Here is a 26,752-nt window from a genome sequence, read left to right on the forward strand (position 1 = left end):
GGATGACCAGTAATATTTTTATTGAGCTTGTTCCTCATCAATATTGTCATTTGTGAATGGTGGTTTGATAAGTGGTGTTGCAGTAGCTTCATTTTCTTTCAATGTACTATTTTTTTGTTGGATTTCAAAATATTTGTCGACTAGTTCTCGAGCGATAGCTGTTGAAACATTCGTTTTGTAATTTGCCTCAAGCGATGCCCAGGGAATAACGAGTGCATAAGAAATTTCCGGATTGTCAAATGGCGCAAACCCAATATGAGTTAAATTAACAGTTCGTTGGTTACGTTGGAGTTTATTTGTTATTGTTGCATCATAAAAAAAAGATTGTGCTGTTCCTGTTTTCCCCGCTCCATTAAATGGTGAGTTAGCAAACGCACCTCTTGCTGTTCCTTTGCCTCCGTAATAAACCCGTTGCATAGCAGAGCGAATACGATTGATCTCCGATTGCGTATTTTCTACTGTGTTAAGAATATTAGGAGCTATCTCTTTTACTACTTTTCCGAGTTCCACTCCATCTATCGAAGGTTCTCTGATCTCTTTTACTACATGTGGCTGAATTCGGCTTCCCCCATTAGCTAAAGTTGCTACAAATTGAGCGAGCTGTAATGGTGTATACGTATCATATTGTCCAATACTTAAATCGAGTAGTTTCCCCATTTCTAAACCACCCTCAACTCCTGAAACTTCCCCAGGCAAATCAATACCCGTAGGAACACCCAGTCCTAGTTGTGCATAACCATTACGCATCTTTTGAAATGCTTCTGGCCCAAAATTAATCCCTTGATTTGGCTGGTAAGTTCGACCAGCTAAAGCATAGGCGACTTTAAACATATAAACGTTGGATGAACGTTCAATCGCTTCTAAATCACTTAGCGCAATTCTACCTGAACGATTAAAGACAGAACTCTTTGGTGACGATCCTTTTATGCGAATCGGCTCATCTATTAATGTGTCACCAGGATTTAACGCATTTTCCCGATATCCTGTTAAAAGCGTTCCAGGCTTAACAGTAGATCCGACCTCATAAGAAGTTGTAAATGATCCAAAGGCATAATCTCGAACTGTTGGCTTGCCTGTTTTAGAATCCTTCACAACCTGTTTGCCGACCATAGAAAGTACTTCTCCTGTATAAGGATCCATCATGATGAAAAATGCGCGGTCCAAATACTTTGCTCCGGCATTATTTTTCAATTTCAGAAGTTCCTTTTCTAGTATTTGTTCTTGAGCTAGTTGTAGTTCACTATCAATTGTTAAAACTAAGTCTTTCCCTGGCTCGCCTTCATATACAGTTTTTATATCGACAACGCGGCCTTTACCGTCTGTTATATTTTTGACAACACTTTTTTGTCCTTGCAGAACTTCTTCATATTGTTGCTCGATATAACTCTTCCCGACTCGATCATTTCGAGAATAGTCTCTTGATAAGAAATAATCTAAACGATCTTTTGGAATACCTTCTTTTGGTAATGTAGTAGTACCTAAAATTGCAAGGGTAGAATTCTTCACCCTTCTCCAGTCTGTTGTCGTATTGACTCCTTTTAAATCACCTAAACGTTCCGATACCCGTGCAAATTCCTCTACGGTTACTTCCTCGGAAATTTCTCCTGGCTTCAGTTCTTTGTCAGCTACATCCCCACCTTTAATAATTTGAGGAGAAAGTGCATAACCAGAAGCCATTTCCCGATAAATGGCGATTACTTCTAACTCTTGCTTTGTAAAGGAGTTCAGTTGTTCTTCTGTAATTTTGCTTCTTGTCAATCGGTTAATCGCTGCATTTTTTTCTTTTTTGGATAGGTCTTCGTCTTTTTCGATTTTATTTCTTTCTTTATCCGTTATTAAGTCACTTGCTTCGTCCTTATACTTACGCAGCCAATAATCTTGCAAATCACTTTTTGTAATGGCATTCGTATCTTTTTCTATGAGTGAGCTTAACGCTTCTGCTATTGTGAACATATCTTCTGATGTAGTTGTCTGCATTTTCGTATAGGTAATAGCACGTTGAGGCTTATTGTCTACTAGAATTCGCCCTTCACTATCGAAAATGCGACCTCTAGGAACACTTGTATTCACAGAAACCTCTTCTCCACGTTCTAATTCTCTTGCATAATCTTCACCTTTTACTATTTGTAAATATCCCAAACGTAGGATTAACATCGTAAAAAGAATGAATATGGAAAAGAACAGTATATTCATACGAAAAGTAATATTTGCTCGTTGTTTTGCTTTTACACTTTGTGCACGTTTATTGGGAATTTTTCGCATGAGATCACCTACTTGTATAATAATTTTCATTTTTTACCCTATTTACTAGTGTAACATAAAAAAGCACACACTTTTAGACGTAAAAGTGTGTGCTAAGTTTCTTTTTTACATGAAATTATTTAGAAGCCGCGTAACGTTTTGCTACTTCATCCCAGTTTACTACATTCCAGAAAGAACCGATGTAGTCAGGACGACGGTTTTGGTAGTTTAAGTAGTAAGCATGCTCCCAAACGTCTAATCCTAATAATGGAGTTTTACCTTCCATGATCGGTGAATCTTGGTTAGCTGTAGAAGAAATTTCTAATTCTCCGTTAGCTAGTGATAGCCAAGCCCAGCCAGAACCAAAACGAGTTGTCGCTGCTTTAGCGAACTCTTCTTTGAAAGCGTCGAAGCTACCGAATTTAGCATCGATTGCTGCTGCTAATTCACCAGTTGGATTTCCCCCACCGTTTGGTGAAAGAAGTTGCCAAAATAGTGAATGGTTAGCATGTCCACCACCATTGTTGCGAACTGCAGTTTTAATATCTTCTGGAAGAGCATCTAAGTCAGCGATCAACTCTTCTACTGATTTGCTTTCTAGGTCTGCTTTACCTGCTACTGCGTTATTTAAGTTTGTTACATATGTGTTATGGTGTTTCGTATGATGAATATTCATCGTCTCTTTATCAATATGTGGTTCTAGTGCGTCGTACGCGTAAGGTAATTGTGGTAATTCATATGCCATGTCTGTTTCCTCCTAAAGAAAATTTTAGAAAATTCTTTCCGTATATTAGCGTATCAAAATAAAAGAAAACGTTCAATGAAAATAACCTAAAAAATATATTCTCATACTTTTGACTGAAATTAGATAAAGACGATAAACACAACAATCATCGCTGAAAGTATAATAATTTTTACAACTGAGGAAGTAAGAAAACCGATTAAAGAACCGATTCCAGATTTCACTGCTTGTGTAAATCCTTTTCTTGTGACGATCAGTTCTGCCAATATAGCACCGAGAAAAGGTCCGACTATAATTCCCGCTACCGGAATAACAAATGGTCCGAAGAGAAGTCCAATTGTACTTCCCCATATCCCCGCTTTCGTTCCACCAAACTTCTTCACACCAAACGCATTCGTTGCCATGTCCGCACTAAATAATAAAACAATAAAGAGTACTTGGATAACCCAAAATAACAAGGTTAACTCTTCGAAAGAGAAAAATAGACCGTATAAAATATAGGCTAACAGCATGAAGACAACTGATGGGATTATAGGATAAAACGTACCTATAAAGGCGATAAGAAAACTAATAATTATCAAAATCCATCCGATAATCTCGATCATATACGTTTCCCCAATACGGCTTCCGCAATATTAGATGCATGGTCCCCAATTCTTTCTAAATTACTAAGTATGTCGGCAAACATTATTCCCGCTTGTCCAGAACATTTCCCTTCATTGACACGAAGAATATGATTTTTTCTGTATTGGCGTTCCATTTTATCAAGTACATTTTCTTGTTCATACACTTCGTTTGCAAGTTTGTCATCACTAGAATCTAGGGCTTCTATTGCTTTTTTAACTGTAGCAATAGTTAACTCGAACATCTCCGAAACATCCTGCATCGCATCTTCTGTAAGTTCCAGTCGATTCGTTTCCTGATACTCGATCAATTCAATAATATTTTCGAAATGATCCCCGATTCTTTCCACATCTCTAACTGTATTCATCAACATATTATGTCGATTGGAGTCTTGTAAAGATAATGATTGAGAGGAAATTTTGACTAAATAATCTGTAATTTTTTGATCTAGATTATTTAGAGCATCTTCTATCTGACAGGTTATCTCTGCGTCTCGCTTGTTTTTTGTTTTTAAATAAGAGAAAGTAGTCTCAAGTCCTTGAACACTTAAAGAGCCCATTCTTAAAATTTCTTCTTTAGCTTGTCCTATTGCAATAGAAGGTGATTGTTCAATAAAATGTACATCTAAATGTTTCGGCTTATAATCAATTCCTACATCTTCCCCAGGAATAAGTTTAGTAACTATGTACGCCCAAGTTCCAATCAAAGGAAACTGTAGAATGGTATTCGCAACATTAAATGAGCCATGGGCAAATGCAATTTGCATTTTATTTTCTAAATGCCACAATCCTGAAATCCATTCAATATACATCGTAAACGGTGCCAAAAAAATTAGAAATATAATCGAGCCTATCACATTAAATAAAACATGCGTTGCAGCCGCACGTTTAGCGGCTATGGAAGCTCCTAAAGAAGCCAATACGGCAGTGATGGTAGTTCCAATATTATCTCCGAATAATACTGGCAGTGAACCGGCTAATGATAATAAATCTTCTGCATACAAACCTTGTAATATAGCGACAGTTGCGCTTGAACTCTGTACTACTAATGTGAATATAGTACCCGCAATAACACCTAATAAGGGATGGTCGCTCATCCCTAATGTAAACTCAGTAAAAGAAGACAATTCACGAAGCGGCTTCATGCCCCCACTCATTAGTTCCAGACCAAGGAATAATCCACCAAAGCCAAATATTACTTCTCCTATATTTTGAACTCTGCGTTTTTTAAAGAAAAATAATAGAAAGGCACCTACTGCCATAATCGGTAGAGCATAGCCACCCACATCAAATCCGATGATAAATGCTGTTATTGTCGTTCCAATATTGGCCCCCATTATAACACCAATAGCCTGTCGCAATTTCATAAACCCAGCACTTACTAATCCAACCGTAATTACAGTCGTACCAGAACTAGATTGGATTAATACCGTTACAATAATACCTACTAAAACACCCATAAATGGATTAGTTGTGTAGCGGTCTAATATGTCTCTAAGTTTATCGCCTGCAGCCTTTTGCAGTCCGTCTCCCATAAATTTAATAGCAAACAAGAAGATACCCAGTCCACCAAAAAATTCAAACAACATTTGTTGCCAATTGAGTTCCACGTTCCATATAACCCCCGTTTCGACAAGTTTCACACGTCCTCTATTATGGCTAGATTATAAAGCAATTGTAAATAGAAAGCACAACATCTTTACAATCTCTTAACATTAATAAATGAATACTTTGTTTTCCTTTGCAAATTGATGATAAAATGTAGCAGAAAGGGTTGATTTGATGAATTTATTACAATTGTTTCGAGCAAGTTTACATAGTCCGAAAAAAATTGCGGCATTTCGACTTATTCCTATTGGAAAAGTAATGCAATACATATTTAGTTATATTCTCATTATGACCATTATTTCTTTCGTTCTTTTTACAAATGGAATGTCAGGACAACAAACAAGTATGGAAGGGTTACTCGAATACTTCGAAAAAATCCAGTGGCTGCTCTATCCTTTTGCATTTGTATTTTTATTTGTGTTTAATACATTACTAATCTTTGTGCGCGTAAGTATTTTTGCATATGTCGGCATTCTTATTTTGTCTGTCAGAAAACGTAAAGGGGAATATCGTCATATTTGGAGGACTACTCTTTTTGCAAGTACTGTTCCAATGCTTCTTTCGATTGTTGCAGCATTACTTTCCTGGTCAAATAGTTATTTACAGCTAGCCATTTATGTTATAACTCTAGTGTACTTAATACTGGCTACTAAATATTATCCTATTAAACGATAATCATATCTCCTCCTTGTCCCGCATAAAGTGGGACAAGGGGGTTTTTACATGAAAATATTCTTAGCAACTATCTTACTCTTAATATCGTTTTATATTGTAAAAGTAGATCTATTCGAAGGTACTATCCCGCTTGCTTATTATCCTGCTGTAGAAGAATGTAGCGAAACGCTTGATTATATATCAGTAGAGATTGTAGGAGGAGATACTATATATTCGCTATTCTCTTTGTATCCTGCTTCTAAAGCTATCTCTTTCACAGAAAGACTAAACGACCTCTATACATTGAATCCACATCTTATCAATCAGTCATTTACAGCAGGTGAACATGTTCTATTACCTGTATATAATACCTCTACTCCATGTAAAAATTAGAAATAGAGGTTTCTTTCTTGTCAATTCATTCGAAAGACTGATAAAATGGTGGATGTGATGGCATAAAGCCTCGAGAAGGAGAGAATTACATGAGTGAAATAATTCATCGTTCCAAAACTCGTCCAGTTCGAGTTGGAAACTTAACAATAGGTGGCAGTGACGAACTATTTATCCAAAGTATGACGACAACAAAAACACATGATGTGGAAGCAACTGTTGCAGAAATACTGCGCTTAGAGGAAGCTGGTTGTCAAATCGTTCGTGTCGCATGTCCAGATGAACGCGCTGCAAATTCGATCGGAGCTATAAAAGAACGGATTAATATCCCACTAGTTGTGGATATTCATTTTGACTATAAACTTGCACTTATTGCAATTGAGCAAGGTGCAGATAAGATTCGTATCAACCCGGGTAATATCGGGCGAAAAGAAAAAGTAGAAGCAGTTGTGAATGCCGCTAAAGCAAAAGGTATTCCAATTCGTATCGGTGTAAATGCCGGCTCTTTGGAGAAAAAGATTTTGGAAAAATACGGTTATCCTACTGCAGACGGTATGGTAGAAAGTGCATTACATCATATTAAAATTTTAGAAGACTTAGATTTTCACGATATTATTGTGTCGATGAAAGCATCCGACGTAAACTTAGCGATTGAAGCTTATAGAAAAGCTTCAGAAGCATTCGATTACCCATTACATTTAGGAATTACCGAATCCGGTACACTTTTTGCAGGATCGATTAAAAGTGCTGCTGGTCTGGGTACATTACTCGCAATGGGCATTGGAAATACAATGCGTGTATCATTAAGTGCTGACCCTGTAGAAGAAGTAAAAGTGGCACGTGAATTATTAAAAGTATTTGGATTATCTTCAAATGCTGCTACACTAATCTCTTGCCCTACTTGCGGACGGATTGAAATTGACTTGATATCTATCGCAAACGAAGTAGAAGAATATATTTCGCATATTAAAGCACCGATTAAAGTCGCTGTTCTCGGCTGTGCAGTTAACGGTCCTGGAGAAGCACGTGAAGCTGATATCGGTATTGCAGGAGCACGCGGTGAAGGTCTTTTATTCCGCAAAGGAAAAACGGTTCGTAAAGTACCAGAAGAAACAATGGTAGAAGAACTAAAGATAGAGATCGATAAAATTGCCGCAGAGTACTTTGCACAACAAGAACTAGAAAAACAAAAAGCGTAAGGAGCCGTGGAAATGACGAATATTCGATTCGGAATCGATATAGATGGGACCGTAACATGTCCTACTTCTTTGCTTCCACATATTAATGAAGCATTTAAATGTAATTTACAATTAGCAGATATTAAAGAATACGATCTTACAAAAGCTTTTCCTGTTAATGAAATAGAATTTTATGAATGGTTTAAGAAAACAGAGCCAATCATCTATGCAACATCCCCTATCCAACCAGATGCAAAAGCAGTGTTATCTGCTTGGAAAGAAAAATACGAATTGTTTTTCATCTCCGCTCGTGGAGAAAATGTGATGGATGTTACACTAGACTGGTTTAAAGAGCAAGAGCTACTTTATGATCATATCGAATTGATCGGAACACATAATAAGATTGAAACTGCTAGAAAACATGGCGTCCACGTCTTCTTTGAAGATAAGCATGATAATGCTGTGGGGATACATGAAGAATTAGACATTCCCGTACTATTATTTAACACACCATACAATCAGCAACCCGCTCCAAACGGCGTTATTCGCGTAAATAACTGGATTGAAGCAAATAACTGGATTGAAAAGGAATTTGCGATTGCTATGCATAAGTAATTATTAAGTAAAACGCCCTGTTCAGAACCTCGTTTTCGAACAGCTTTAGATAGACTTATGCTTATACCATATAAGAGATGCTGCTCATGGCCAATGTCATAAGCAGCATCTCTTTTCTTGATGATTGTCTCTCCGTCGCCCTTCTACTCTATTCCAAGAAGATGACGAACAATTTATAGCTAATCTAATAGATGTAAGAGTAAATAATGTCTATGTTATAATAAATTATATTTATTTCTTATAGAAAGGAAGATTAGATGTCAAATATTTATATACGCCCTCTAACTCTCTCAGATGCTGATGAGCTATTGAATTTAGAAAAGAGAAATCAATTATTTTTTGATAAATACTCAAGCACTCGTCCTTCTAACTATTTAACGATCGAAACACAAAAGGAATTAATAGAAAAATGGGAACAAAATACAAAGAAAGAACTTGAATATCGTTTTGGAATCTTTAAAGCTAATGAAGACCTTCTAATCGGAACTATTGGGTTATTCCAAGTTGCCCGTGGTCCGCGCCACTGCGCTATTCTAGGTTACTCTTTAGACCAAAAGCATAATGGCAAAGGGTATACAACTGAAGCTGCCAAGTTGGTTGTGAATTATGCTTTTGAAATTCTTAATTTGCATCGAATTGAGGCTGGTGTTATGCCACATAATATTGGTTCCATAAGAGTTTTAGAAAAAGCAGGATTTCACAAAGAAGGAATAGCAATAAAAAACGTGGAAATCAATGGACAGTGGGAAGATCATCAAATGTTAGCAATAATAAATCCAAATCACTAATTTTATAGCTCTATCCTTCTACTTATAATTTTACTTCATTCGCCTACAGTAAATAAGTGACTTACACAGTAATATCGTTAAAATAGGTTTATAAAACAAAACCTCGCCAAAATTTAATTTGGCGAGGTTTTATTAATGACAGTTTGGGCAGTTACCATAGATTTCAAATTTATGATTTTCAATTTGATAGCCTGGAATCGCATTTTGAAGCGTCTCCATCGGGCAATAGTTAATTTCTTTTATTTTTCCACAAGACATACAAATAAAATGATGATGATGGTGCTCTGCTTCACATTGCATTCTGAAATGCTTCTCTCCAGTGAGCTCTGTTTCTTCCAAAATGCCTAATTCCACGAACGTGCTTAAATTCCGGTAAATAGTATCATAGCTCATCCCTGGATGTTCAACCATCATGACATCTAATATATCTCGTGCTGTAATATACTTTTCGGTTTGAGAAAAAATATCTAATATTTGTTCTCGTTTATCCGTTTTTTTAAAGCCTTCTTTTTTTAAAATTTCCCATGCTTTATCAATATTCATGTAGACTGAACTCCCTTCCTGCCCATTTTTCTTAAAAATATAGTAAGGAGAAGTATAATAATAGACATTACTACAATTGTACCACCTGGTGCGAGATTTAAATAGAATGCACTGACTAATCCAATAATAACAGCCAATTCACCAAATAATATAGAGAAAAAAATTGCCTGTTTAAAGCTTTTAGAAATACGCATCGCAGCTGCAACCGGCAATGTCATTAAAGATGAAACTAGTAAAATTCCAACGATTCGCATAGAACCAGCGATAACTAATGCCGTGACGATCATAAATAATACGTGTATCCACTTTGCAGGAAGTCCCGACGCTTTGGCATACTCTTCATCAAACGACAAAACAAATAATTCTTTAAAAAACAAGCCTAAAAACAAAATGACAATAGTAGCAATAATGACAACGATCCATAAATCTTGTCGGCTTACTGCGGATACAGAGCCAAATAGATAACTAAATAAATCTGAACTAAACCCTTCTGCAAGAGAGATGAAAATCGCTCCAAAGCCAAGACCCGCAGACATAATAATCGGGATAGCTAGCTCCTCATAATGTTTATATAATCTGCGAAGTCGTTCGATAAATAAAGATCCTGTCACCGAAGCGGCAATCCCCAAATATAAAGGGTTTAATAACGCTAACGCTCCTATTGATTGGCTTAGATACAGGCTACCAGCTATACCAGCTAACGTAACGTGGCTTAAAGCATCTGCAATCAGTGAAAGCCTACGAACAACGATAAATACACCAAGAAGGGGTGCAATTACACCAATGATTAAACCTGCACCAAATGCATTTTGAAGAAATTGATAGTGAAATATAGAGTCGATCATGCTTGCACCTCATTACGATGGTCCACTTTACGAACCGCATGACCATACCATGCCTCTAACTGTTCGTCGCTCATCGTGTCCATTTCATTTTTAAACCCGTGGAAATGTATAGTCCTATTAAGGCACGCTACGTGACTAATACTTTTTGAAACGGCATCCACATCATGTGTCACTAAAACAATTGTTATATTATGTTCCCGATTTAAATGAGATAACATAAGATAAAATGAACGAACATTTTTGCTATCCACCCCAACTGTCGGCTCATCCAATATTAATACCTTAGGATTGCTTATTAAGGCTCTTGCGATAAACACACGCTGTTGTTGACCACCGGATAAATCCCCAATATTTTTTTTAGAAAAGCTTTCCATTCCTACTGACTTTAGCGCTTGTTTCACTTCAATCTGCACATTTTTAGGATACCGTTGAAATAATCCTATTTTTTTTACTAAGCCACTACGAACAACTTCCTCTACAGTTGCAGGAAATCCGGTATTAAATGCATTCGATTTTTGGGAAACATAACCGATACGTTCTCTTCCTTTAAATTGATTTGCAGGCTCTCCAAAAAGAAGCACCTTCCCTTTTGTCGGTTTTAATAATCCAAGAATTATTTTTAATAAGGTAGACTTACCAGATCCATTTGGTCCAATGATTGCTAGAAAATCACCTGCTTCAATCGTTAAATTTATATCTGTTAGCGCTTTTGTTTGTTCATATTGGTAAGATATATTTTGTAATTGTATTAACGGCATGGCCATATGTATTTCCCTCTATTCTAATTCATAATCATTACGGTTTACAGTACTATAGTATAGTGGAAAATTTCTATTATGTAAATAAATGAAACTTGAAAGGATGTTTTATTGGATATCGGAAAGTTTATTATTCAATTGCAAAGTTGTTCTAAAAAAGAATTTAAAACAATACTTCAAGGATTTGATATTCAATTATCTGAGAAAGAATTAAATGGTGTACATCCACTTCTAAAAGAAATTTCTTTGTCTTGGCTAGTACTCGGAGTTCCCCTTTCCATCCAGCAAAGGCTTATCCAATTACTTGGAGAGCAACGAGCAGTCAATTTATTCAACGAAATAAAACAAAAAGCACCCTCTTCTTTTAAATAAAAGAGGGTACGTGTTTGTAACATATTAGCGTAAAGCATCAATTGCATTTGGATTAAATGATTTTGAACGAAGCATTTCTATTTCTATTTTGTATGGTGCTTGTTTTGTTTTTGCGTCCGTTCCAACAAAAGGTGTTTCTAAAATTTTTGGAATTTCGGTTAATTGGGGATGATGCACCACATTTAATAATGCTTCAAAGCCAATTTCACCAAAGCCAATATTCTCATGACGGTCCTTCGCAGCACCACGAATATTCTTACTATCGTTTATATGCAGTACTTTTAAACGCTCTAGCCCAATAACTTTATCAAATTCATTCAACACTCCATCAAAATCATTTACGACATCATAACCGGCATCGTGAATATGACAAGTGTCTAAACAAATAGAAAGACGATGGTTATTCACAACACCATCAATGATTTGAGCAAGTTCTTCAAATGTACGGCCACATTCAGAGCCTTTGCCCGCCATCGTTTCTAAAGCAATTTGTACAGGGAAATCTTGTGTAAGCACTTCATTTAATCCTTCTACAATCTTCTGGATACCTGCGTCTGCTCCAGCACCAACATGGGCACCAGGATGCAATACAATTTGCGTTGCACCAATGGCAGCAGTTCGTTCTACTTCTTTTTGCAGAAAGTCTACGCCTAGTGCGAATGTCTCTGGTTTTGTGGTATTTCCCAAATTTATGATATATGGGGCATGTACAACGATATTAGATAGGCCATTTTCCTTCATATGTTGCAAGCCGGCTTCAATATTCAATTCTTCTATTGGTTTTCTACGAGTATTTTGGGGTGCACCTGTATAAATCATAAAAGTATTCGCACCATAGGAAGCTGCTTCTTTGCTTGATGCAAGAAGCATTTCTTTTCCACTCATTGAAACATGTGATCCTAAAAGCATTGGTATATCCCCCTTATTTCTTACGGTTTTTAATACGTCGTTCTCTTTTCTTCACTTTATCCATTTCCCATTTCATATTACGTTTATAGCCTGGTTTAACTTTTTTCGGTTTTCGTACTAATGCTTTTGCTTTTGCATCTATTTCATTTTCCATTTTCGGACGGTTTTTACGGGCATGTCTTTCCTTCAACTCCGACCATTCGCCATTAATAACATCTTTATGTTCGAATGTAACACCCATTTTTTCAATACGTATTAATGCATCTTCATCAGATGGCTCATATAATGTAATGGCTGAACCGGTAAGTCCTGCACGTGCAGTTCTTCCTACTCGGTGGATGAAAAACTCTAAATCGTCTGGGATTTCATAGTTAATCACATGACTTACACCTGGAATATCAATTCCTCGCGCTGCTAAATCTGTTGCCACGATATATTGAAATTCTAGTTCATGAATTTGCTTCATCACTCGTTTACGGTCACGTGGAGATATATCGCCATGCACAACACCGACTTTTACACCGTTGCCTTGTAAATAATTCGCAACTTCGTCAGCATGCTGTTTCGTATTAGCAAAGATGATTGCTAAATAAGGATTAATACCTTCCATCACGTCTAGCAAACGTTTTTTGCGTGATTTACTACGGACTGGAACAACCGTGAACTCAATACCTTCAGCTACTGGACGTTTATCTCCAATTTTAATATGAACCGGTGAATCCATATATTTTTTCAAAAATGGTTGTAGCTTCTCCGGAATAGTTGCAGAGAACACGTACATTTCCAATTGCTCTGGCATACGAGAAGCAAACTGGTCAATCTCGTTTATAAAACCTAAGTCGAATGCTAAATCTGCTTCGTCAACTACTAGAATATTCGAAGTATGCACAAGTAACGCTTGTTCAACGGTTAAATCACGAAGTCTCCCTGGTGTTCCGACGACAATTTGTGGCTGCGTTTTTAGTTTTTCAATAGAACGAGCTTTGTCTGTACCACCAATAAATAATTTTGTTTGTATTTCTGTGCCTTCTACTAGCTTGTTCAACTCTTTATAGATTTGTGTTGCAAGCTCTCTTGTTGGTGATGTAATAATTGCTTGTACTTCTTGTTTACTAGCATCTATTTTTTCAACAATTGGGATCAAAAAACTATGTGTTTTTCCTGTTCCAGTATGTGCTTGACCAATCGCACTCTTCCCTTTTAACACTAAAGGAATCATTTCTTTTTGAATTGGCGTTGGTTCTTGGAAGCCTAATTTATCAATTGCATGCTGTAAAAAAGGCTGAAAATTATAATCTGTATATTTGGACATCCTGCGTCCCTCCCTCACATTTCTTTATTGTACCACGATTGTACATAAAACGTATAATTTGCATAGAATAGATTAGTCTTTATTGTTCGAAAGGAGATGAAAAAATGCGCTATGAGTCTTTTTATCCATTTGCACAAAACGGAAATGCAGGTGGTGGTAGTGGTTTTTTAAACTTTTCTGGAGCCTCTCATGTCCCACCATCCTCACCTGCAGGAGGTTTTTTTGGCGGGCAAGGAAATTTTGCACCAACTCCACCCACTAACCAAGGAGGAGGGTTTTTTAGTAACTTAGCTTCTCAAATGCAGTCAAATGGTCCGGCAGGAAACCTTCTTAGTAACTTAGGTAACATGGCTGGTCGTACCCCTCCTAATAATCCCTTTGGAGGATTCGCACAAGCTGCACAGGCAACACAAGCAACACAAGGACCTAGTAAAGCAATGTCTTATTTGCAAACTGCAGATAAATTTTTAAATACTGCTCAACAACTAACACCAATGGTAAGACAATATGCTCCCATGATCCAAAATGTACCAGCACTTTTAAAGCTGTATAGAGGATTCCAATCTCTTCCGAGTACGACTGCTGCTGCAACAACCGCATCGAATGCTGGCACTGCAGCCGCGGCCTCTTCTGTAACAAGAGCAGTCACAAATGGTGCGTCGATTCCTCGTATTTTCCAGCCACCAATTTAAAGTTTTGTATTCATCTGAGTGCTCCGTTATAATATGAGTATGCTCGTATTGAAGGGAGTTTCTTAAAATGATTGTACAAAAAATATCGCCTAGAGGATATTGTTATGGTGTAGTAGACGCAATGATCATTGCCCGTAATGCCGCACTGGATACTTCTTTACCTAGGCCCATTTATATATTAGGAATGATTGTCCATAACCAACATGTAACAGACGCATTTGAAGAAGATGGGATTATTACATTAGACGGGGAGAATCGCCTAGATATACTTTCTAAGGTAGACAAAGGTACTGTAATCTTTACAGCACATGGAGTATCTCCAGAAGTAAAAGAACTTGCTCGTAAAAAAGGGTTAGTATCGATAGATGCCACATGTCCGGATGTGACGGTAACTCATGACTTAATCAAAGAAAAGACGGCAGAAGGCTATGATATTATTTATATTGGGAAAAAAGGACATCCTGAGCCGGAAGGTGCTATTGGTGTTGCACCAGACAAAGTACATCTTGTCCAAACGATTGAAGATGTGGAAAACTTATCTCTTAACACCGAAAAATTACTTGTAACAAATCAAACAACAATGTCTCAATGGGATGTTGTTCATTTAATGGAAAAGCTCAAAGAAAAATATCCCCATATTGACGTCCATAAAGAAATTTGTCTTGCCACTCAAGTTCGACAAGAAGCGGTTGCAGAACAAGCAGGAGAAGCCGAACTATTAATCGTTGTAGGAGATCCGATGAGCAACAACTCTAACAGACTAACACAAGTATCTGAGGAAATTGCAGGCACACCTTCTTACCGAATTGGAGATATTTCGGAGTTAAAGCTTGAATGGCTAACAGATATTAAGCATGTGGCAGTTACTGCCGGAGCATCAACACCAACTCCAATCGTGAAGGAAGTTATTCAGTTTTTAGAGAAATTTGATCCAAATGATCCTTCTACACACGATACAACTAAAACTGTCATGCCCGAAAAGATATTACCAAAAATCAAAGTACCGAAACCAGTGGTCCGAATTGAACCTTACCCAATCAATAATTAAAGAAAAGAAGCTGCTTCAGTCAGAAGCAGCTTCTTTTATATTAATTGAAAAGGTTCTGTAGAAAGCTTGGAGGGGATAAATGTACAAGTAAGTTTCTTTTCCTCACAGACTCTGTTCATATAATCCGCTACCCCTTTTTTCATAATAGATTCGATATGGTGACCTGGATCGATTACAGCAAGATTTATAGCCTCTGCATCTTGTGCCACATGGAAATATAAATCACCTGTTATAAACACATCCGCGCCAGCTCTTTTTGCTGTTTGAATGTATTTATTTCCGTCTCCACCAAGTACAGCAACTTTTTGTACGAGTTTGTCCAACTCTCCTACTACACGAACAAAAGGCACTTGTAATTGTTGTTTCACTGTTTGTGCATATTCCGATAATTTTACTGGTTTTGGCAATGACCCTACTCTACCAAGCCCCATCTCATTCACATATAAATCCATTAGGAACAAATCATATGCTGGCTCTTCGTATGGATGACTCGTAAGCAAAGCTTTAAGAACACGATTCTTTAACGAAACTGGAAATACAACTTCTATTTTATCTTCATCTACGATAGCAAGCTCATTAACTTTTCCTATATAAGGGTCCGCATCCTCTGATGGTTTAAATCGACCTTCTCCAAGTGTGGTGAAACTGCAATTTGTATAATCTCCAATTTGACCAGCTCCTGCTTGTCCTAAGGCGTTCCTTACTTCTTCTGTTGATTCTTTTGGAGTAAATACAGCTAGTTTCATCAATTTCTCTGCAGCCGTATGCTCCAAAATTTGAACACTTTCTAATTCCAAAGCATTTGCTAGTAAGTCATTTACTCCACCATTTGCTACATCTAAATTTGTATGTGCTGCATATACCGCAATATCATGTTTGATAAGTTGTTCGATTAAGCTTCCCTGGGGTAAATCCGTCCGCATATGTTTCATCTTCCTATATATAGGTGGATGATGTGCAATAATAAGCTCACATTGTTGCTCGATTGCTTCTTTTACTACTTTTGGGTTCACATCGAGAGTAACTAATACTTTTGAAACGGATTTGTTCAACGTGCCTATTTGTAGCCCAATTGAATCCCCTTCGACAGCAAGCGATTTGGGTGCCCATTGTTCAAATAACGAGATGATCAGTTGACCATTTGTTTGCTTCATATTTCACAACGACTCCTTTACTAACGCTATTTTACTTTCTAGCTCTTCTTTCTTTTGTTCTACTTCTGTTGTTTGAGCTGTCTTGTTCAGCTGGTCTACGATTCGTTGCCATTCGTTTAATTCATTCAACCATTTTTTCTTATATACATTCGATTTTTCTTTCATTAAAATAGGACCGACTAAAAGTTCTTGCTCAGTTAACTCCATATGTCCTTTTTTTAAAACAATAATTTCATACACTTTATCATGCTCTTCTAAAATGGTTTCGTTCACGATTTTCCAATTTTCTTTAATCGCCCATTCGCGAATTGCTTTCGCATGTATATTTGGTTGTAATATTAAGCATTCTGCTGATGTAAGTTTCGCTTTTCCAGCCTCTAAAATGGAAGCAATTAAGGGACCACCCATTCCAGCAATTGTGATTGTTTGCACATTGTCCGCTTCATCTATTACTTGTAGACCATTTCCGAATCGTACATCTATTTGTTTTTCTAATCCTTCATTTCTCACTTGCTTTTGTGCGGATTCAAAAGGACCTTTCACTACCTCTCCTGCAATTGCTTTCGTAATGACTCCTGTATGCACTAAATAGCATGGTAAATAAGCGTGGTCACTCCCAATATCCGCAACTATAGTATTGGATTCAACGAAAGAAGCGACTGTTTTTAATCTTTCCGATAAATTTTTTGCATTCACTAGTAAACACCTCAGATTTATTATAACAAAAAGGGACAAAAGCGAAAACTTCAACCTAGAATATCTGTTGTGCAAGTGACAACCAATGCATATAATAAATTCTAAAACAAAAAAAGACCCCGATTTTTTTAAAAATTCGAGGTCTTTTCATTTTTAATATTATTCACCTAAAGATTTAACCCATGCAGCCATAGCATCGATATCTTCAGCTGGTACTAGACCACCTGGCATCATACCTTTACCATTTGCTAGGATTTCTTTAATTTCATCTTCAGATTTTGTAGTTGCTACTAAAGAAGGGAAATTACCTTGTCCTTCGAAATTGCTTCCGTGACAGCTGATACATTTACCTTGTGCGAATTCAGCTGGATCGAATTCTCCAGCAGCAGCTTCTTCACCGCCACCTTCAGCATTTTCTTCTGTTGCAGCTATTTCTTCTTTGTTGCTTACGCCTTCCATTGATAAGAAGAAAATTAAACCAATACCAAACGCCATAATTAATATAAATGGAATAATTGGATTCTTTTGCATAGTTAACCCTCCCTCTTGATACATACTTTTCTAAATAGAATTAGTCAACACTAATATTGTACTGCATTCTAACGAAAACGAAAAGTCCTAATGAGGAAGTTTTCTTCGTTTGTGACATTTTGGACATAATTTCGACTTTCAAACGGTTAAAATGTAGAAAAAGATAATCTTCTTTGAGATTAGCAACCAATATGTCTTGCGATAACCATGCGCTGAACTTCCGAAGTACCTTCTCCAATTTCAAGTAGTTTAGCATCTCTCATGAAACGTTCTACTTCGTATTCCTTCATATAGCCATAACCACCATGGATTTGAATTGCTTGGTCCGCTACTTCCATTGCTATTTCAGAAGCATAAAGTTTACACATAGAAGCTTCTTTTCCAAATGCACGGCCTTGATCTTTTAACCATGCCGCTTTATACACCATTGTTCGGGCTAATTCGATTTTCATCGCCATGTCTGCTAATTTAAACTGTGTCACTTGGAATTCAGAAAGAGTTTTGCCAAATTGTTTACGTTCTTTCGAATATCGCAATGCACGATCGAATGCTGCTTGGGCAATTCCGACTGCCATGGCACCAATACCTATTCTTCCTCCATCAAGTGTCACTAAAAATTGTCTAAAACCATTTCCACGCTTCCCAAGTAAGTTTTCTTGTGGAACTCGAACATTTTCCAAAACCAATTCTGTCGTATTTGAAGCGTTCAATCCCATTTTTTCATAATTATCGATGACTGAAAATCCTTCTGCGTCCGTTGGAACGATGATCGCAGAAATTTCTTTTTTACCATCCTTTATATCCGTGATAGCTGTCAATGCCAAATGCTTTGCATAGCTAGCATTCGTAATAAATGCTTTATTTCCATTTATAACAAAATCGTTGCCCTCTTCTTTTGCAGTTGTTTGCGTCCCGCCTGCATCCGATCCAGCATTTGGTTCAGTAAGGCCAAACGCCCCGAAGGATTCTCCTGTACAAACAGGCACTAAATATTTTTGCTTTTGCTCTTCTGTCCCAAATAAGTTCAGTGGAGCTCCTCCAAGTGAAATATGTGCAGAGTAGGTAATACCAGTCGAAGCACATGCACGACTCAATTCCTCTGTCACGATTGCAAAACTTACTGTATCTGCTCCTGCTCCACCATACTCTTCTGCAAACGGTAAGCCCATCATCCCCATGTCGGCTAACTGTTTAAAGATTTCTTTTGGAAACTCTTTCGTTTTGTCTCGCTCAATTGCTCCCGGAGCGACCACTTCGTCCGCAAATTCATGAATCATTTTGCGAATCATTTCTTGTTCTTGTGTCAAATCAAAATTCATTTCTTCCATCCCCTTTGTAAATAAAAAACGCTTACATTCTTATTATACTGAAAATAAAACAATTTTGCAGGTTTATATGAAAAAGAATGAACGAAACTTCGAATAGAAGAAAAAGCGCCAACTATTTTTAGTAGTCGGCGCTTGCATTTAACTCTATCTATAGATAGAACCTAAATAAGTAAATTAAGATGAGTATAGTCCCTACAATGCCCGAAATACTAAAATATATTAACCTCAAGAGCAAACCGGAAAACAGCCACAATAAACAGTTTCCGATAATTAAACTAATTAAAATAGAAGGATATTCTATGAAATAAACATCCCACACTTTAAAGGATAATCCTAAAAGAAGTAACGCAGAAAAAACAAATAATAATGGCGTCATTACCGACTTATTTTTTGCTAGTTTAATAGCTATGTATAAAAAAGCGCATACCGTAATTCCCGAGGCAATAATCGGTATAAATGCAACTGTAGTAATAAGTACAAGGGAAGCTATTAATATAGCTGTGATGATTCCAAGAGTTACATACAAAATAGTTTTATTTTTCTTTTCTTTCGCTAATATTGCCTGAGAAGATTTCTCTTTTCCTTCTTCCTCTACCCCTTCCCCTTGTGCGTAAAGCGCTGTTAAAAAATCACAATAATGTTCGGGAAGGAGCTTATTTTTCTTCCAAAAAGCAATTTCATTTATAATTATTTGCTTACGTTGAACTGACATTGCCCATCCTCATTTCATCTGACAGTAACAAGAGATGAATGTAGAAAAAGACACCCTTCGAGGATGCCTCTTCATCAATTATTCTAAGAAATCTTTTAGACGTTTGCTGCGTGAAGGATGACGTAGTTTGCGCAAAGCTTTCGCTTCAATTTGACGTATACGTTCTCTCGTAACACCAAATACCTTACCTACCTCTTCAAGCGTTCTAGTACGTCCATCATCTAAGCCAAATCGAAGGCGCAATACATTTTCCTCTCGATCTGTCAATGTATCCAATACATCCTCTAATTGCTCTTTTAAAAGTTCATATGCAGCGTGATCTGAAGGGGATTGAGCGTCCGCATCTTCGATAAAATCACCTAAATGCGAATCATCTTCTTCTCCAATAGGTGTCTCCAAAGAAACTGGTTCTTGTGCAATCTTTAAGATTTCACGTACTTTTTCAGCTGGCAAGTCCATTTCTTCCCCAATTTCTTCTGGAGACGGTTCACGGCCCAAGTCTTGTAATAATTGACGTTGTACACGGATTAGCTTGTTAATCGTTTCGACCATATGCACCGGAATACGAATTGTACGAGCTTGGTCGGCAATAGCACGTGTAATTGCTTGTCTAATCCACCAAGTGGCATACGTACTAAATTTGAAACCTTTACGGTGGTCAAACTTTTCTACAGCCTTAATAAGCCCCATATTACCTTCTTGGATCAAATCTAGGAAAAGCATCCCACGGCCTACATAACGTTTTGCTATACTTACAACTAAACGAAGGTTTGCTTCTGCTAGACGCTTTCTAGCTTCTTCATCCCCTTGCTCTATCCGTTCTGCTAGTGCGATCTCTTCCGATGCTTTTAATAAGTCGACGCGTCCGATTTCTTTTAAATACATACGCACTGGGTCATTTATTTTTACGCCTGGAGGTACACTTAAATCATTTAAGTCGAAGGTTTCTTCTTTACCTTTCATCAAACGATCTAAGTCTTCTTCATCGCCATCTTTTCTGCTAAGTTCAATTTCTTTTCCTTCTAAATGATCGATAAATTCTTCTATCTGATCAGATTCTAATTCGAAATGCGCTAGTTTTTCGGCAATATCATGATACGTTAACTCACCATTTTTTTTACCTAGTTCGATTAATTGTTTTTTCGCTTCTTCTAATGATAATTCAATATCCGTTTCTTTTGTACGTTCAGACTTGTCCGCCATAAGAAATCCTCCTTTTGCTACCGGATGTTTACTCAAAAGTTGCTAATGATTTTTTTAACTGAATCGCTTCTGAGGCAAGTTGCAAAGCTTTTGTCATATCAGTCATTTTCTCTGCTTCTTTTGCTTCATGTAATTTCCGCTCAATTTGTTGTTCTATCCGGTATTTTCGAATATGGCGCAAGCAGTCCATGACTTCCTCTGTTTCATGTTCTGGATCACGTTCTGAGAGCGCTGCTTCCATAACTATCTTTCTTAGTTCCGAATCATTAAGCACTTCTAAAAATCGTTGATAATCTCCATCTGGAAAATGTTCATAAAATCCAGTTAAGCGTACGTATACTGCTTCGTATGCATCTCTTATAAAACACTGTTCGCCAGTACTATTTCGTGCAATGTCAATGACTTGTGCATTGTGCAACATATGAGCAAGTAGAATTCGTTCTGCACGCTCATCTGCAGAAATAGTCCTCTTTTTTTTCGTCAATTCCTGGTTAGTTGGTAGAGGAAGGGGTGGTTCATTTTTAGATTGTTTTGCTTTTTTTCCTTCAAGTTTTCGTAAATGTTGATAGATTGCTTCTTCTGAAATATTCGTTTCTTGCGAAAGTTGTCGAATATATAAATCACGCTCTACCAAAGAGTTTCTCTCACTCAGTATTTCCAATATTTCTTGAATATACTGTAAAGTATCATTTTCATTATTAAAGTTTTTATCTCGCTTCGAAACAATCATCATAAATGATAAATAAGAATGCGGTTTTTCAATAATTTTCGTTCGAAACGCTTCTTCCCCATAGTTACTAATATAGTCATCCGGGTCCATTGCATCGGGTATGATTGCTACTTCTGTTTGAATATTTTGAGCTTGCAATGACGTAGCCGCTCGTTTAGCAGCCTCCATACCAGCTTTATCCCCGTCATAACATAATGTGACGTTTGAAGTCAATCTATTCAGTTTTGTTATATGTTGAGACGTCAAAGCTGTCCCCATAGTTGCAATTCCATTGATAATTCCAGCTTTAGAAGCTGCAATGACATCGAGAAAACCTTCAAAGACAATTACTTTACGCTGTTTTCGAATTTCAAGTCGGGCTTTATCTAGATTATAAAGTACTTGGCTTTTCTGGAATATCGGTGATTCTGGACTATTTAAATATTTTGCTTCATTTTCGTTTTTGATCAGTACTCTTCCTGAAAAGGCGATAACATGTCCTGTTTCATCAAAAACAGGAAACATAATTCTTCCTCGAAAGCGATCGAAATATTTCATTTCATTTTCTTTTCGGATAATAAGACCAGTTTTCTCTATTTCTTGTAAATCCATACCTTTACGTTCTAATAAAGTAGTCAAAGCATCCCAATTAGGTAGTGACCAGCCAATTTTGTACTTTTCGATGATTTCTGTAGAAAACCCTCTTTCCTCTAAGTAATGTAATGCATTTTCTCCTTCCTCGGTGTGAAGTAGTAAATGATGAAAATATTCGCTTGCAAATTCATGCGCTTTTTTCATTATAGCTACTTCTTTTGAGACAGGTGCTTTTGCTTCTGAAGAGTGCGAGGAACTTTCTTCAATCGATAATCCAATTCGGCTTCCAAGTTTACTTACTGCATCCTGAAAAGAAAGGTTTTCGATATCCATTAAAAATGTAATTGCATTTCCACCAGCACCACATCCGAAACAATGGAAAATTTGTTTCTCCTGTGTTACTGAAAAAGATGGTGTTTGCTCACCGTGAAAAGGACATAAACCAAAATAGTTTCTTCCCCTTTTCGTAAGTTGAACATACTCACTAACAATGTCGACAATATCTGTGTTATTCCTAACTTGTTCGATAACTTCTTCTTCTATACGATTTGTCATTATTTCACCATCTTTACTTGCTAATTTATTAATTCGAGATATTCGAGAAAATTCCTGCAAGAATCGACAAAATAATTCATAATAAAAGTTTCATATAGTTATAATTCTTTTTTCCACAAATAACTATTATAAAACATTTTATCTTATTAATCTATACTTATTCGATTCGCAATGCAAAAAAACCTTTTCACAATTTGTGAATCGGTCTTTTTTTTTTAATTATTTTTGTTGGACGTGATTAATCACCACATTAGCCGTTTCCTCGACTGCTCGGTTCGTTACATCGATAACGGTACATCCAATCTTTTTCACTACTTTTTCAAAATGAGCAATTTCTTCGTTTATCCGTTCTATTTTAGCATAACTAGCATCATCATTTAAACCAATAGCTATTAATCTTTCTTTTCGAATGGAGTTTAACTTTTTGGGCGTGATAACTAAGCCAAAACATTTAGCAGGATCTACCAAGTAAAGTTCTTCGGGTGGCTCTACTTCCGGAACTAATGGAACATTAGCTACTTTATATCTTTTATGCGCTAAATACTGAGATAATGGCGTTTTAGAAGTTCTTGAAACCCCGATCAATACAATGTCAGCTTGTAATAAGCCTCTTGGATCTCGACCATCATCATATTTTACCGCGAATTCGATCGCTTCTATTTTTTTGAAATAATCTTCATCTAATTTGCGAACTAATCCGGGTTCTTCAAATGGCTTTTCATCTAAATTTCGTTCTAATAGATTAATAACTGGTCCAATTAAATCTACGGAATCTAATTGATATTCTTTACAATATTTTATTAATGCATCCCTCATATCCGTTTGAACAAGCGTATATAAAATAAGGGCATTTTGTTCTTTTGCCAATTCCGTAATTTCTTTTATATGATCCAATGAATCGATATGTGTAAATCTTTTTAACTTTGTATGTTGCAGACCAGGTCTAAACTGACTTATTGCAGCTTTTGCCACTAGCTCACCCGTTTCACCGATTGAATCAGAGACAATAAACAGGTTTAACATTTTCATTGTTTCACTCCTTATAAGTCATGGTCATCGGCTAAAGACAAGAAAGCACGTGTAATATTTGTTTTCGTAATTCTTCCAACTACCTCTAAACCATCTTTTCTCTTTTTTACTACAGGCAATGAGTCAATTTGTCGGCTCATTAATTTATTTGCAGCCTCAATAATTGTATCCTCTTTCATACAATAGGAAATATTAGGCATTCTCGTCATGATCATATGTACTGGGATTTTGTTTAAATCTTGGTTTCCAATACTTGTGCGCAAAAAATCTTTTCTAGAAAGCACTCCCGATAATAATGATTGTTTATCTACCACAAACAGAGATCCTACATCTTCTAAAAACATATGACAAATAGCATCATACACTGTCATGCTTTCTTCTACAACAATAGGAATTGATTGGAAGTCTTTGACTATCATCTGTGCGATATTATCTGAAATTGCTTGGCCTGTTTTTTTACCAGAGTAAAAGTAACCAACACGCGGACGAGCGTCTAAAAAGCCTGCCATTGTCAAAATAGCAAGATCAGGTCGAAGTGTAGACCTAGTTAAATTTAGTCGATCTGCAATTTGTTCACCTGTAATAGGACCATTTCCTTTTACAATGTCCAAAATTTCATTCTGCCGTTTGTTGAGTTCGATTGGACTCACCGCCTCAAAGTGTTATGCTTAATACTTAAATATTGTAGCACATTACAATATGACTATCAAAATAAAGAAACCTTGATATATCAGCATTTTAGTATATAATTTTAACGTTTTTCTACCTCCTCTCTAAATTTCACATAATTTATTGCGAAGTAAATATGCTCGTGTTACAATAGCAACAAACTATAAAGCGTTGAAGAGCATTATAAGTACTGTAAAGCGAGCGAGTGGTGATGGTGAAAGACCACAAAACAGGAAACGGCAGCTCTGAGCTTATGCAAGTAAAGAGGATTGTATTTTACAATCAATCGGGGTGGAACCGCGGGTATAAAACTCGTCCCCGGGCTAATTGCCCGGAGACGAGTTTTTTTTATTCCCTACTTTACGTGCATTCAACAAAATGGAGGTATATAGATGACATTTTCAATGGAAACTGTAGTAAGTTTGGCAAAGCACAGAGGTTTTGTTTTCCCTGGTTCTGAGATTTACGGGGGCCTCGCAAACACGTGGGATTATGGTCCACTTGGGGTGGAACTAAAAAACAATATCAAAAAAGCATGGTGGAAAAAATTCGTACAAGAATCTCCATATAATGTAGGATTAGATGCAGCGATTTTAATGAATCCAAAGACGTGGGCAGCTTCTGGTCATATTGGAAACTTTAACGATCCAATGGTCGACTGTAAAAAATGTAAATCACGCCATCGTGTCGATAAAATTATTGAGGATGCTCTTGAAAAAGAGGGCATTGAAATGGTCGTAGACGGTCTTTCATTTGAGAAAATGGAAGAAATTATGAAGGAACATAATATTGTCTGCCCTTCATGTGGTGCTTTCGATTATACAGAAATTCGTCAGTTCAATCTAATGTTTAAAACATTCCAAGGGGTAACTGAGTCTTCTACAAATGAAATCTTCCTACGCCCTGAAACGGCACAAGGGATTTTTGTTAACTACAAAAATGTGCAACGTTCAATGCGTAAAAAAATGCCATTTGGAATCGCACAAGTCGGAAAAAGTTTCCGAAATGAAATTACTCCGGGTAACTTCACATTCCGTACGAGAGAATTCGAACAAATGGAATTAGAATTTTTCTGTAAACCTGGCGAAGACATGGAATGGTTTGCTTTTTGGCGCAACTATTGTAAAGAATGGTTATTAAATTTAGGTGTCGCTGAAGATAGCATTCGATTACGAGACCACTCAGAAGATGAGCTTTCTCATTATTCCACTGCAACAACAGACATCGAATTTAAATTTCCATTTGGTTGGGGTGAGCTATGGGGCATCGCAGATCGTACAGACTTTGACCTAAAACAACATATGGAACATTCAAGCGAAGACTTTAACTATATCGATCCAATTACAAATGAACGGTATGTACCATTTTGCATCGAACCATCTCTTGGGGCAGACCGTGTTACACTAGCTTTCCTTTGTGAAGCATATGACGAAGAAGAACTAGAAGGAGACGATAAACGCACGGTGTTACGCTTCCATCCTGCGCTAGCTCCAATAAAAGCAGCAATACTTCCACTATCTAAAAAGCTTTCTGAAGGCGCTACTGCATTATTCGCTGATTTAAGCAAGCATTTCATGGTAGACTATGACGAGTCACAATCTATCGGTAAACGCTACCGCCGACAAGACGAAATCGGTACACCTTTCTGTATCACATACGATTTCGATTCAGAAACAGATGGGCAAGTTACTGTTCGCCACCGTGATTCAATGGAACAAACAAGAATGCCAATTACTGATGTGAAAGCTTATATTGAAGAAAAATTACAATTTTAAATTTTGAAAACCGAGGACAGTGCGACGTGCACTGTCCTCGGTTTTTGGGGAAAATGCGTCTATGTATATGCCCTGCTTTCTTAGCAGGCAAGAACTTCTTTTGATTGACGTGTATTTTTGCTTGGATAGGGAGTCTTTATGCTCGGATGGATTTCTTTGATTGGATAACGTCCTTTTATGAGCGGTTGCGCACAGTTTATGCTCGCATGACAACTTCTTTTGATCGGTTAGGCATTTTTTATGCTCGGATGGATTTCTTTGATTGGATAGCGTCCTTTTATGAGCGGTTGCTCACAGTTTATGCTCGCATGACAACTTCTTTTGATCGGTTAGGCATTTTTTATGCTCGGTTGGATTTCTTTGATTGGATAACGTCCTTTTATGAGCGGTTGTTCACAGTTTATGCTCGCATGGCAACTTCTTTTGATCGGTTAGGCATTTTTTATGCTCGGTTGGATTTCTTTGATTGGATAACGTCC

General features: G+C 37.0%; 28 protein-coding genes. 10 read left to right on the plus strand and 18 right to left on the minus strand.

Translation table 11 applies throughout. From position 1 onward, the window contains the following. Positions 1–18: 18 nt before the first annotated feature. The 4 genes from FS486_RS09500 to FS486_RS09515 form a co-directional block, all read right to left on the minus strand. Positions 19–2,262 carry a peptidoglycan D,D-transpeptidase FtsI family protein gene (locus tag FS486_RS09500; RefSeq protein WP_144511213.1) on the minus strand — a complete coding sequence of 748 codons (2,244 nt, stop codon included), beginning with the start codon at positions 2,260–2,262 and terminating at the stop codon, positions 19–21. A 115-nt stretch (positions 2,263–2,377) separates the two neighbouring features. Continuing rightward, positions 2,378–2,986 (minus strand): superoxide dismutase, encoded by a 609-nt coding sequence (locus FS486_RS09505; RefSeq protein ID WP_144511097.1) that lies wholly within the window; start codon positions 2,984–2,986, stop codon positions 2,378–2,380. A 119-nt stretch (positions 2,987–3,105) separates the two neighbouring features. After that, positions 3,106–3,585, minus strand: coding sequence for a DUF456 domain-containing protein (locus FS486_RS09510; protein WP_144511214.1), 480 nt, complete (start codon positions 3,583–3,585; stop codon positions 3,106–3,108). Continuing rightward, complete coding sequence (locus FS486_RS09515) at positions 3,585–5,216, minus strand: Na/Pi cotransporter family protein (RefSeq protein ID WP_144511098.1); 1,632 nt, start codon at positions 5,214–5,216, stop codon at positions 3,585–3,587. Before FS486_RS09515 ends, FS486_RS09510 begins: the two co-directional genes overlap by 1 nt. Before the next feature lie 172 nt (positions 5,217–5,388). On the opposite strand from FS486_RS09515, the gene FS486_RS09520 reads away from it, so the two are divergent. The 5 genes from FS486_RS09520 (at position 5,389) to FS486_RS09540 (ending at position 8,839) form a co-directional block, all read left to right on the plus strand. Further along, positions 5,389–5,889 carry a DUF1189 family protein gene (locus tag FS486_RS09520; protein ID WP_144511099.1) on the plus strand — a complete coding sequence of 167 codons (501 nt, stop codon included), beginning with the start codon at positions 5,389–5,391 and terminating at the stop codon, positions 5,887–5,889. 48 nt (positions 5,890–5,937) lie between these two features. Continuing rightward, positions 5,938–6,261: a hypothetical protein gene (locus FS486_RS09525; RefSeq protein WP_144511100.1), complete on the plus strand. Its 324-nt coding sequence runs from the start codon at positions 5,938–5,940 to the stop codon at positions 6,259–6,261. An 89-nt stretch (positions 6,262–6,350) separates the two neighbouring features. Continuing rightward, the gene (gene ispG / locus FS486_RS09530; protein ID WP_144511101.1) at positions 6,351–7,457 is read left to right on the plus strand and encodes a flavodoxin-dependent (E)-4-hydroxy-3-methylbut-2-enyl-diphosphate synthase; all 1,107 of its coding nucleotides are present in this window, start codon (positions 6,351–6,353) and stop codon (positions 7,455–7,457) included. A 12-nt stretch (positions 7,458–7,469) separates the two neighbouring features. Further along, positions 7,470–8,051, plus strand: a complete 582-nt coding sequence (locus FS486_RS09535; protein ID WP_144511102.1) for a hypothetical protein — start codon at positions 7,470–7,472, stop codon at positions 8,049–8,051. A gap of 257 nt (positions 8,052–8,308) precedes the next feature. Further along, positions 8,309–8,839 carry a GNAT family N-acetyltransferase gene (locus FS486_RS09540; protein WP_144511103.1) on the plus strand — a complete coding sequence of 177 codons (531 nt, stop codon included), beginning with the start codon at positions 8,309–8,311 and terminating at the stop codon, positions 8,837–8,839. A gap of 132 nt (positions 8,840–8,971) precedes the next feature. On the opposite strand, the gene FS486_RS09545 is transcribed toward FS486_RS09540, so the two are convergent. The 3 genes from FS486_RS09545 to FS486_RS09555 are packed head-to-tail and all read right to left on the minus strand — an operon-like array spanning position 8,972 to position 10,991. Next, a complete protein-coding gene (locus tag FS486_RS09545; protein WP_144511104.1) occupies positions 8,972–9,382 on the minus strand; it encodes a Fur family transcriptional regulator in 411 nt (136 codons plus the stop codon). Continuing rightward, on the minus strand, positions 9,379–10,227 hold the full coding sequence (locus FS486_RS09550) for a metal ABC transporter permease (protein WP_144511105.1): 849 nt from the start codon (positions 10,225–10,227) through the stop codon (positions 9,379–9,381). The genes FS486_RS09545 and FS486_RS09550 overlap by 4 nt, the downstream gene beginning before the upstream one ends. Further along, positions 10,224–10,991, minus strand: a complete 768-nt coding sequence (locus FS486_RS09555) for a metal ABC transporter ATP-binding protein (RefSeq protein ID WP_144511106.1) — start codon at positions 10,989–10,991, stop codon at positions 10,224–10,226. Before FS486_RS09555 ends, FS486_RS09550 begins: the two co-directional genes overlap by 4 nt. Before the next feature lie 105 nt (positions 10,992–11,096). Here FS486_RS09555 and FS486_RS09560 point away from each other — a divergent pair, with 105 nt between their 5' ends. Beyond that, a complete protein-coding gene (locus FS486_RS09560; RefSeq protein WP_144511107.1) occupies positions 11,097–11,357 on the plus strand; it encodes a hypothetical protein in 261 nt (86 codons plus the stop codon). A gap of 24 nt (positions 11,358–11,381) precedes the next feature. Here FS486_RS09560 and FS486_RS09565 read toward each other — a convergent pair whose 3' ends face one another. Then, positions 11,382–12,266 (minus strand): deoxyribonuclease IV, encoded by an 885-nt coding sequence (locus tag FS486_RS09565; RefSeq protein ID WP_144511108.1) that lies wholly within the window; start codon positions 12,264–12,266, stop codon positions 11,382–11,384. 13 nt (positions 12,267–12,279) lie between these two features. Next, positions 12,280–13,578: a DEAD/DEAH box helicase gene (locus FS486_RS09570; RefSeq protein WP_144511109.1), complete on the minus strand. Its 1,299-nt coding sequence runs from the start codon at positions 13,576–13,578 to the stop codon at positions 12,280–12,282. Positions 13,579–13,682: 104 nt separating this feature from the next. Here FS486_RS09570 and vrrA point away from each other — a divergent pair, with 104 nt between their 5' ends. Together vrrA and FS486_RS09580 are read left to right on the plus strand one after the other, a co-directional pair. Next, complete coding sequence (gene vrrA, locus FS486_RS09575) at positions 13,683–14,270, plus strand: VrrA/YqfQ family protein (RefSeq protein ID WP_144511110.1); 588 nt, start codon at positions 13,683–13,685, stop codon at positions 14,268–14,270. Positions 14,271–14,337: 67 nt separating this feature from the next. Further along, the gene (locus FS486_RS09580) at positions 14,338–15,318 is read left to right on the plus strand and encodes a 4-hydroxy-3-methylbut-2-enyl diphosphate reductase (protein WP_144511111.1); all 981 of its coding nucleotides are present in this window, start codon (positions 14,338–14,340) and stop codon (positions 15,316–15,318) included. Between the two features lie 35 nt (positions 15,319–15,353). Here FS486_RS09580 and FS486_RS09585 read toward each other — a convergent pair whose 3' ends face one another. The 9 genes from FS486_RS09585 to ccpN all read right to left on the minus strand — a co-directional run bounded on the left by FS486_RS09585 (position 15,354) and on the right by ccpN (position 24,479). Then, a complete protein-coding gene (locus FS486_RS09585; protein WP_144511112.1) occupies positions 15,354–16,472 on the minus strand; it encodes a Nif3-like dinuclear metal center hexameric protein in 1,119 nt (372 codons plus the stop codon). Positions 16,473–16,475: 3 nt separating this feature from the next. Then, positions 16,476–17,168, minus strand: a complete 693-nt coding sequence (locus tag FS486_RS09590) for a tRNA (adenine(22)-N(1))-methyltransferase (protein WP_144511113.1) — start codon at positions 17,166–17,168, stop codon at positions 16,476–16,478. A gap of 159 nt (positions 17,169–17,327) precedes the next feature. Beyond that, on the minus strand, positions 17,328–17,699 hold the full coding sequence (gene cccA / locus FS486_RS09595) for a cytochrome c550 (RefSeq protein WP_144511114.1): 372 nt from the start codon (positions 17,697–17,699) through the stop codon (positions 17,328–17,330). A gap of 179 nt (positions 17,700–17,878) precedes the next feature. Further along, complete coding sequence (locus FS486_RS09600) at positions 17,879–19,018, minus strand: acyl-CoA dehydrogenase family protein (RefSeq protein WP_144511115.1); 1,140 nt, start codon at positions 19,016–19,018, stop codon at positions 17,879–17,881. 157 nt (positions 19,019–19,175) lie between these two features. Then, a complete protein-coding gene (locus FS486_RS09605) occupies positions 19,176–19,739 on the minus strand; it encodes a hypothetical protein (protein ID WP_144511116.1) in 564 nt (187 codons plus the stop codon). A 78-nt stretch (positions 19,740–19,817) separates the two neighbouring features. Next, a complete protein-coding gene (gene rpoD / locus FS486_RS09610) occupies positions 19,818–20,942 on the minus strand; it encodes an RNA polymerase sigma factor RpoD (RefSeq protein ID WP_144511117.1) in 1,125 nt (374 codons plus the stop codon). A 28-nt stretch (positions 20,943–20,970) separates the two neighbouring features. Further along, positions 20,971–22,800, minus strand: a complete 1,830-nt coding sequence (gene dnaG / locus FS486_RS09615; RefSeq protein ID WP_144511118.1) for a DNA primase — start codon at positions 22,798–22,800, stop codon at positions 20,971–20,973. Between the two features lie 219 nt (positions 22,801–23,019). Beyond that, positions 23,020–23,829: a pyruvate, water dikinase regulatory protein gene (locus FS486_RS09620; RefSeq protein ID WP_144511119.1), complete on the minus strand. Its 810-nt coding sequence runs from the start codon at positions 23,827–23,829 to the stop codon at positions 23,020–23,022. An 11-nt stretch (positions 23,830–23,840) separates the two neighbouring features. Continuing rightward, positions 23,841–24,479 (minus strand): transcriptional regulator CcpN, encoded by a 639-nt coding sequence (ccpN, locus tag FS486_RS09625; RefSeq protein WP_186321410.1) that lies wholly within the window; start codon positions 24,477–24,479, stop codon positions 23,841–23,843. A 411-nt stretch (positions 24,480–24,890) separates the two neighbouring features. Between ccpN and FS486_RS09630 the strand changes: the two genes are divergently transcribed. Continuing rightward, a complete protein-coding gene (locus FS486_RS09630; RefSeq protein WP_144511121.1) occupies positions 24,891–26,273 on the plus strand; it encodes a glycine--tRNA ligase in 1,383 nt (460 codons plus the stop codon). Between the two features lie 146 nt (positions 26,274–26,419). Continuing rightward, the coding region (locus FS486_RS20290; protein WP_222122586.1) for a hypothetical protein at positions 26,420–26,752 on the plus strand (333 nt) is incomplete at its 3' end.

Source organism: Bacillus sp. FJAT-22090 (genome assembly GCF_007676755.1).
Classification (GTDB): domain Bacteria; phylum Bacillota; class Bacilli; order Bacillales_A; family Planococcaceae; genus Psychrobacillus.

Coding starts and splice junctions, on each gene's coding strand:
- FS486_RS09500 (WP_144511213.1), bottom strand. CDS start 2,262: ATGCGAAAAATTCCCAATAAACGTGCACAAAGTGTAAAAGCAAAACAA.
- FS486_RS09505 (WP_144511097.1), bottom strand. CDS start 2,986: ATGGCATATGAATTACCACAATTACCTTACGCGTACGACGCACTAGAA.
- FS486_RS09520 (WP_144511099.1), top strand. CDS start 5,389: ATGAATTTATTACAATTGTTTCGAGCAAGTTTACATAGTCCGAAAAAA.
- FS486_RS09525 (WP_144511100.1), top strand. CDS start 5,938: ATGAAAATATTCTTAGCAACTATCTTACTCTTAATATCGTTTTATATT.
- ispG (WP_144511101.1), top strand. CDS start 6,351: ATGAGTGAAATAATTCATCGTTCCAAAACTCGTCCAGTTCGAGTTGGA.
- FS486_RS09535 (WP_144511102.1), top strand. CDS start 7,470: ATGACGAATATTCGATTCGGAATCGATATAGATGGGACCGTAACATGT.
- FS486_RS09540 (WP_144511103.1), top strand. CDS start 8,309: ATGTCAAATATTTATATACGCCCTCTAACTCTCTCAGATGCTGATGAG.
- FS486_RS09545 (WP_144511104.1), bottom strand. CDS start 9,382: ATGAATATTGATAAAGCATGGGAAATTTTAAAAAAAGAAGGCTTTAAA.
- FS486_RS09550 (WP_144511105.1), bottom strand. CDS start 10,227: ATGATCGACTCTATATTTCACTATCAATTTCTTCAAAATGCATTTGGT.
- FS486_RS09555 (WP_144511106.1), bottom strand. CDS start 10,991: ATGGCCATGCCGTTAATACAATTACAAAATATATCTTACCAATATGAA.
- FS486_RS09565 (WP_144511108.1), bottom strand. CDS start 12,266: ATGCTTTTAGGATCACATGTTTCAATGAGTGGAAAAGAAATGCTTCTT.
- FS486_RS09570 (WP_144511109.1), bottom strand. CDS start 13,578: ATGTCCAAATATACAGATTATAATTTTCAGCCTTTTTTACAGCATGCA.
- vrrA (WP_144511110.1), top strand. CDS start 13,683: ATGCGCTATGAGTCTTTTTATCCATTTGCACAAAACGGAAATGCAGGT.
- FS486_RS09580 (WP_144511111.1), top strand. CDS start 14,338: ATGATTGTACAAAAAATATCGCCTAGAGGATATTGTTATGGTGTAGTA.
- FS486_RS09585 (WP_144511112.1), bottom strand. CDS start 16,472: ATGAAGCAAACAAATGGTCAACTGATCATCTCGTTATTTGAACAATGG.
- cccA (WP_144511114.1), bottom strand. CDS start 17,699: ATGCAAAAGAATCCAATTATTCCATTTATATTAATTATGGCGTTTGGT.
- FS486_RS09600 (WP_144511115.1), bottom strand. CDS start 19,018: ATGAATTTTGATTTGACACAAGAACAAGAAATGATTCGCAAAATGATT.
- FS486_RS09605 (WP_144511116.1), bottom strand. CDS start 19,739: ATGTCAGTTCAACGTAAGCAAATAATTATAAATGAAATTGCTTTTTGG.
- rpoD (WP_144511117.1), bottom strand. CDS start 20,942: ATGGCGGACAAGTCTGAACGTACAAAAGAAACGGATATTGAATTATCA.
- dnaG (WP_144511118.1), bottom strand. CDS start 22,800: ATGACAAATCGTATAGAAGAAGAAGTTATCGAACAAGTTAGGAATAAC.
- FS486_RS09620 (WP_144511119.1), bottom strand. CDS start 23,829: ATGAAAATGTTAAACCTGTTTATTGTCTCTGATTCAATCGGTGAAACG.
- FS486_RS09630 (WP_144511121.1), top strand. CDS start 24,891: ATGACATTTTCAATGGAAACTGTAGTAAGTTTGGCAAAGCACAGAGGT.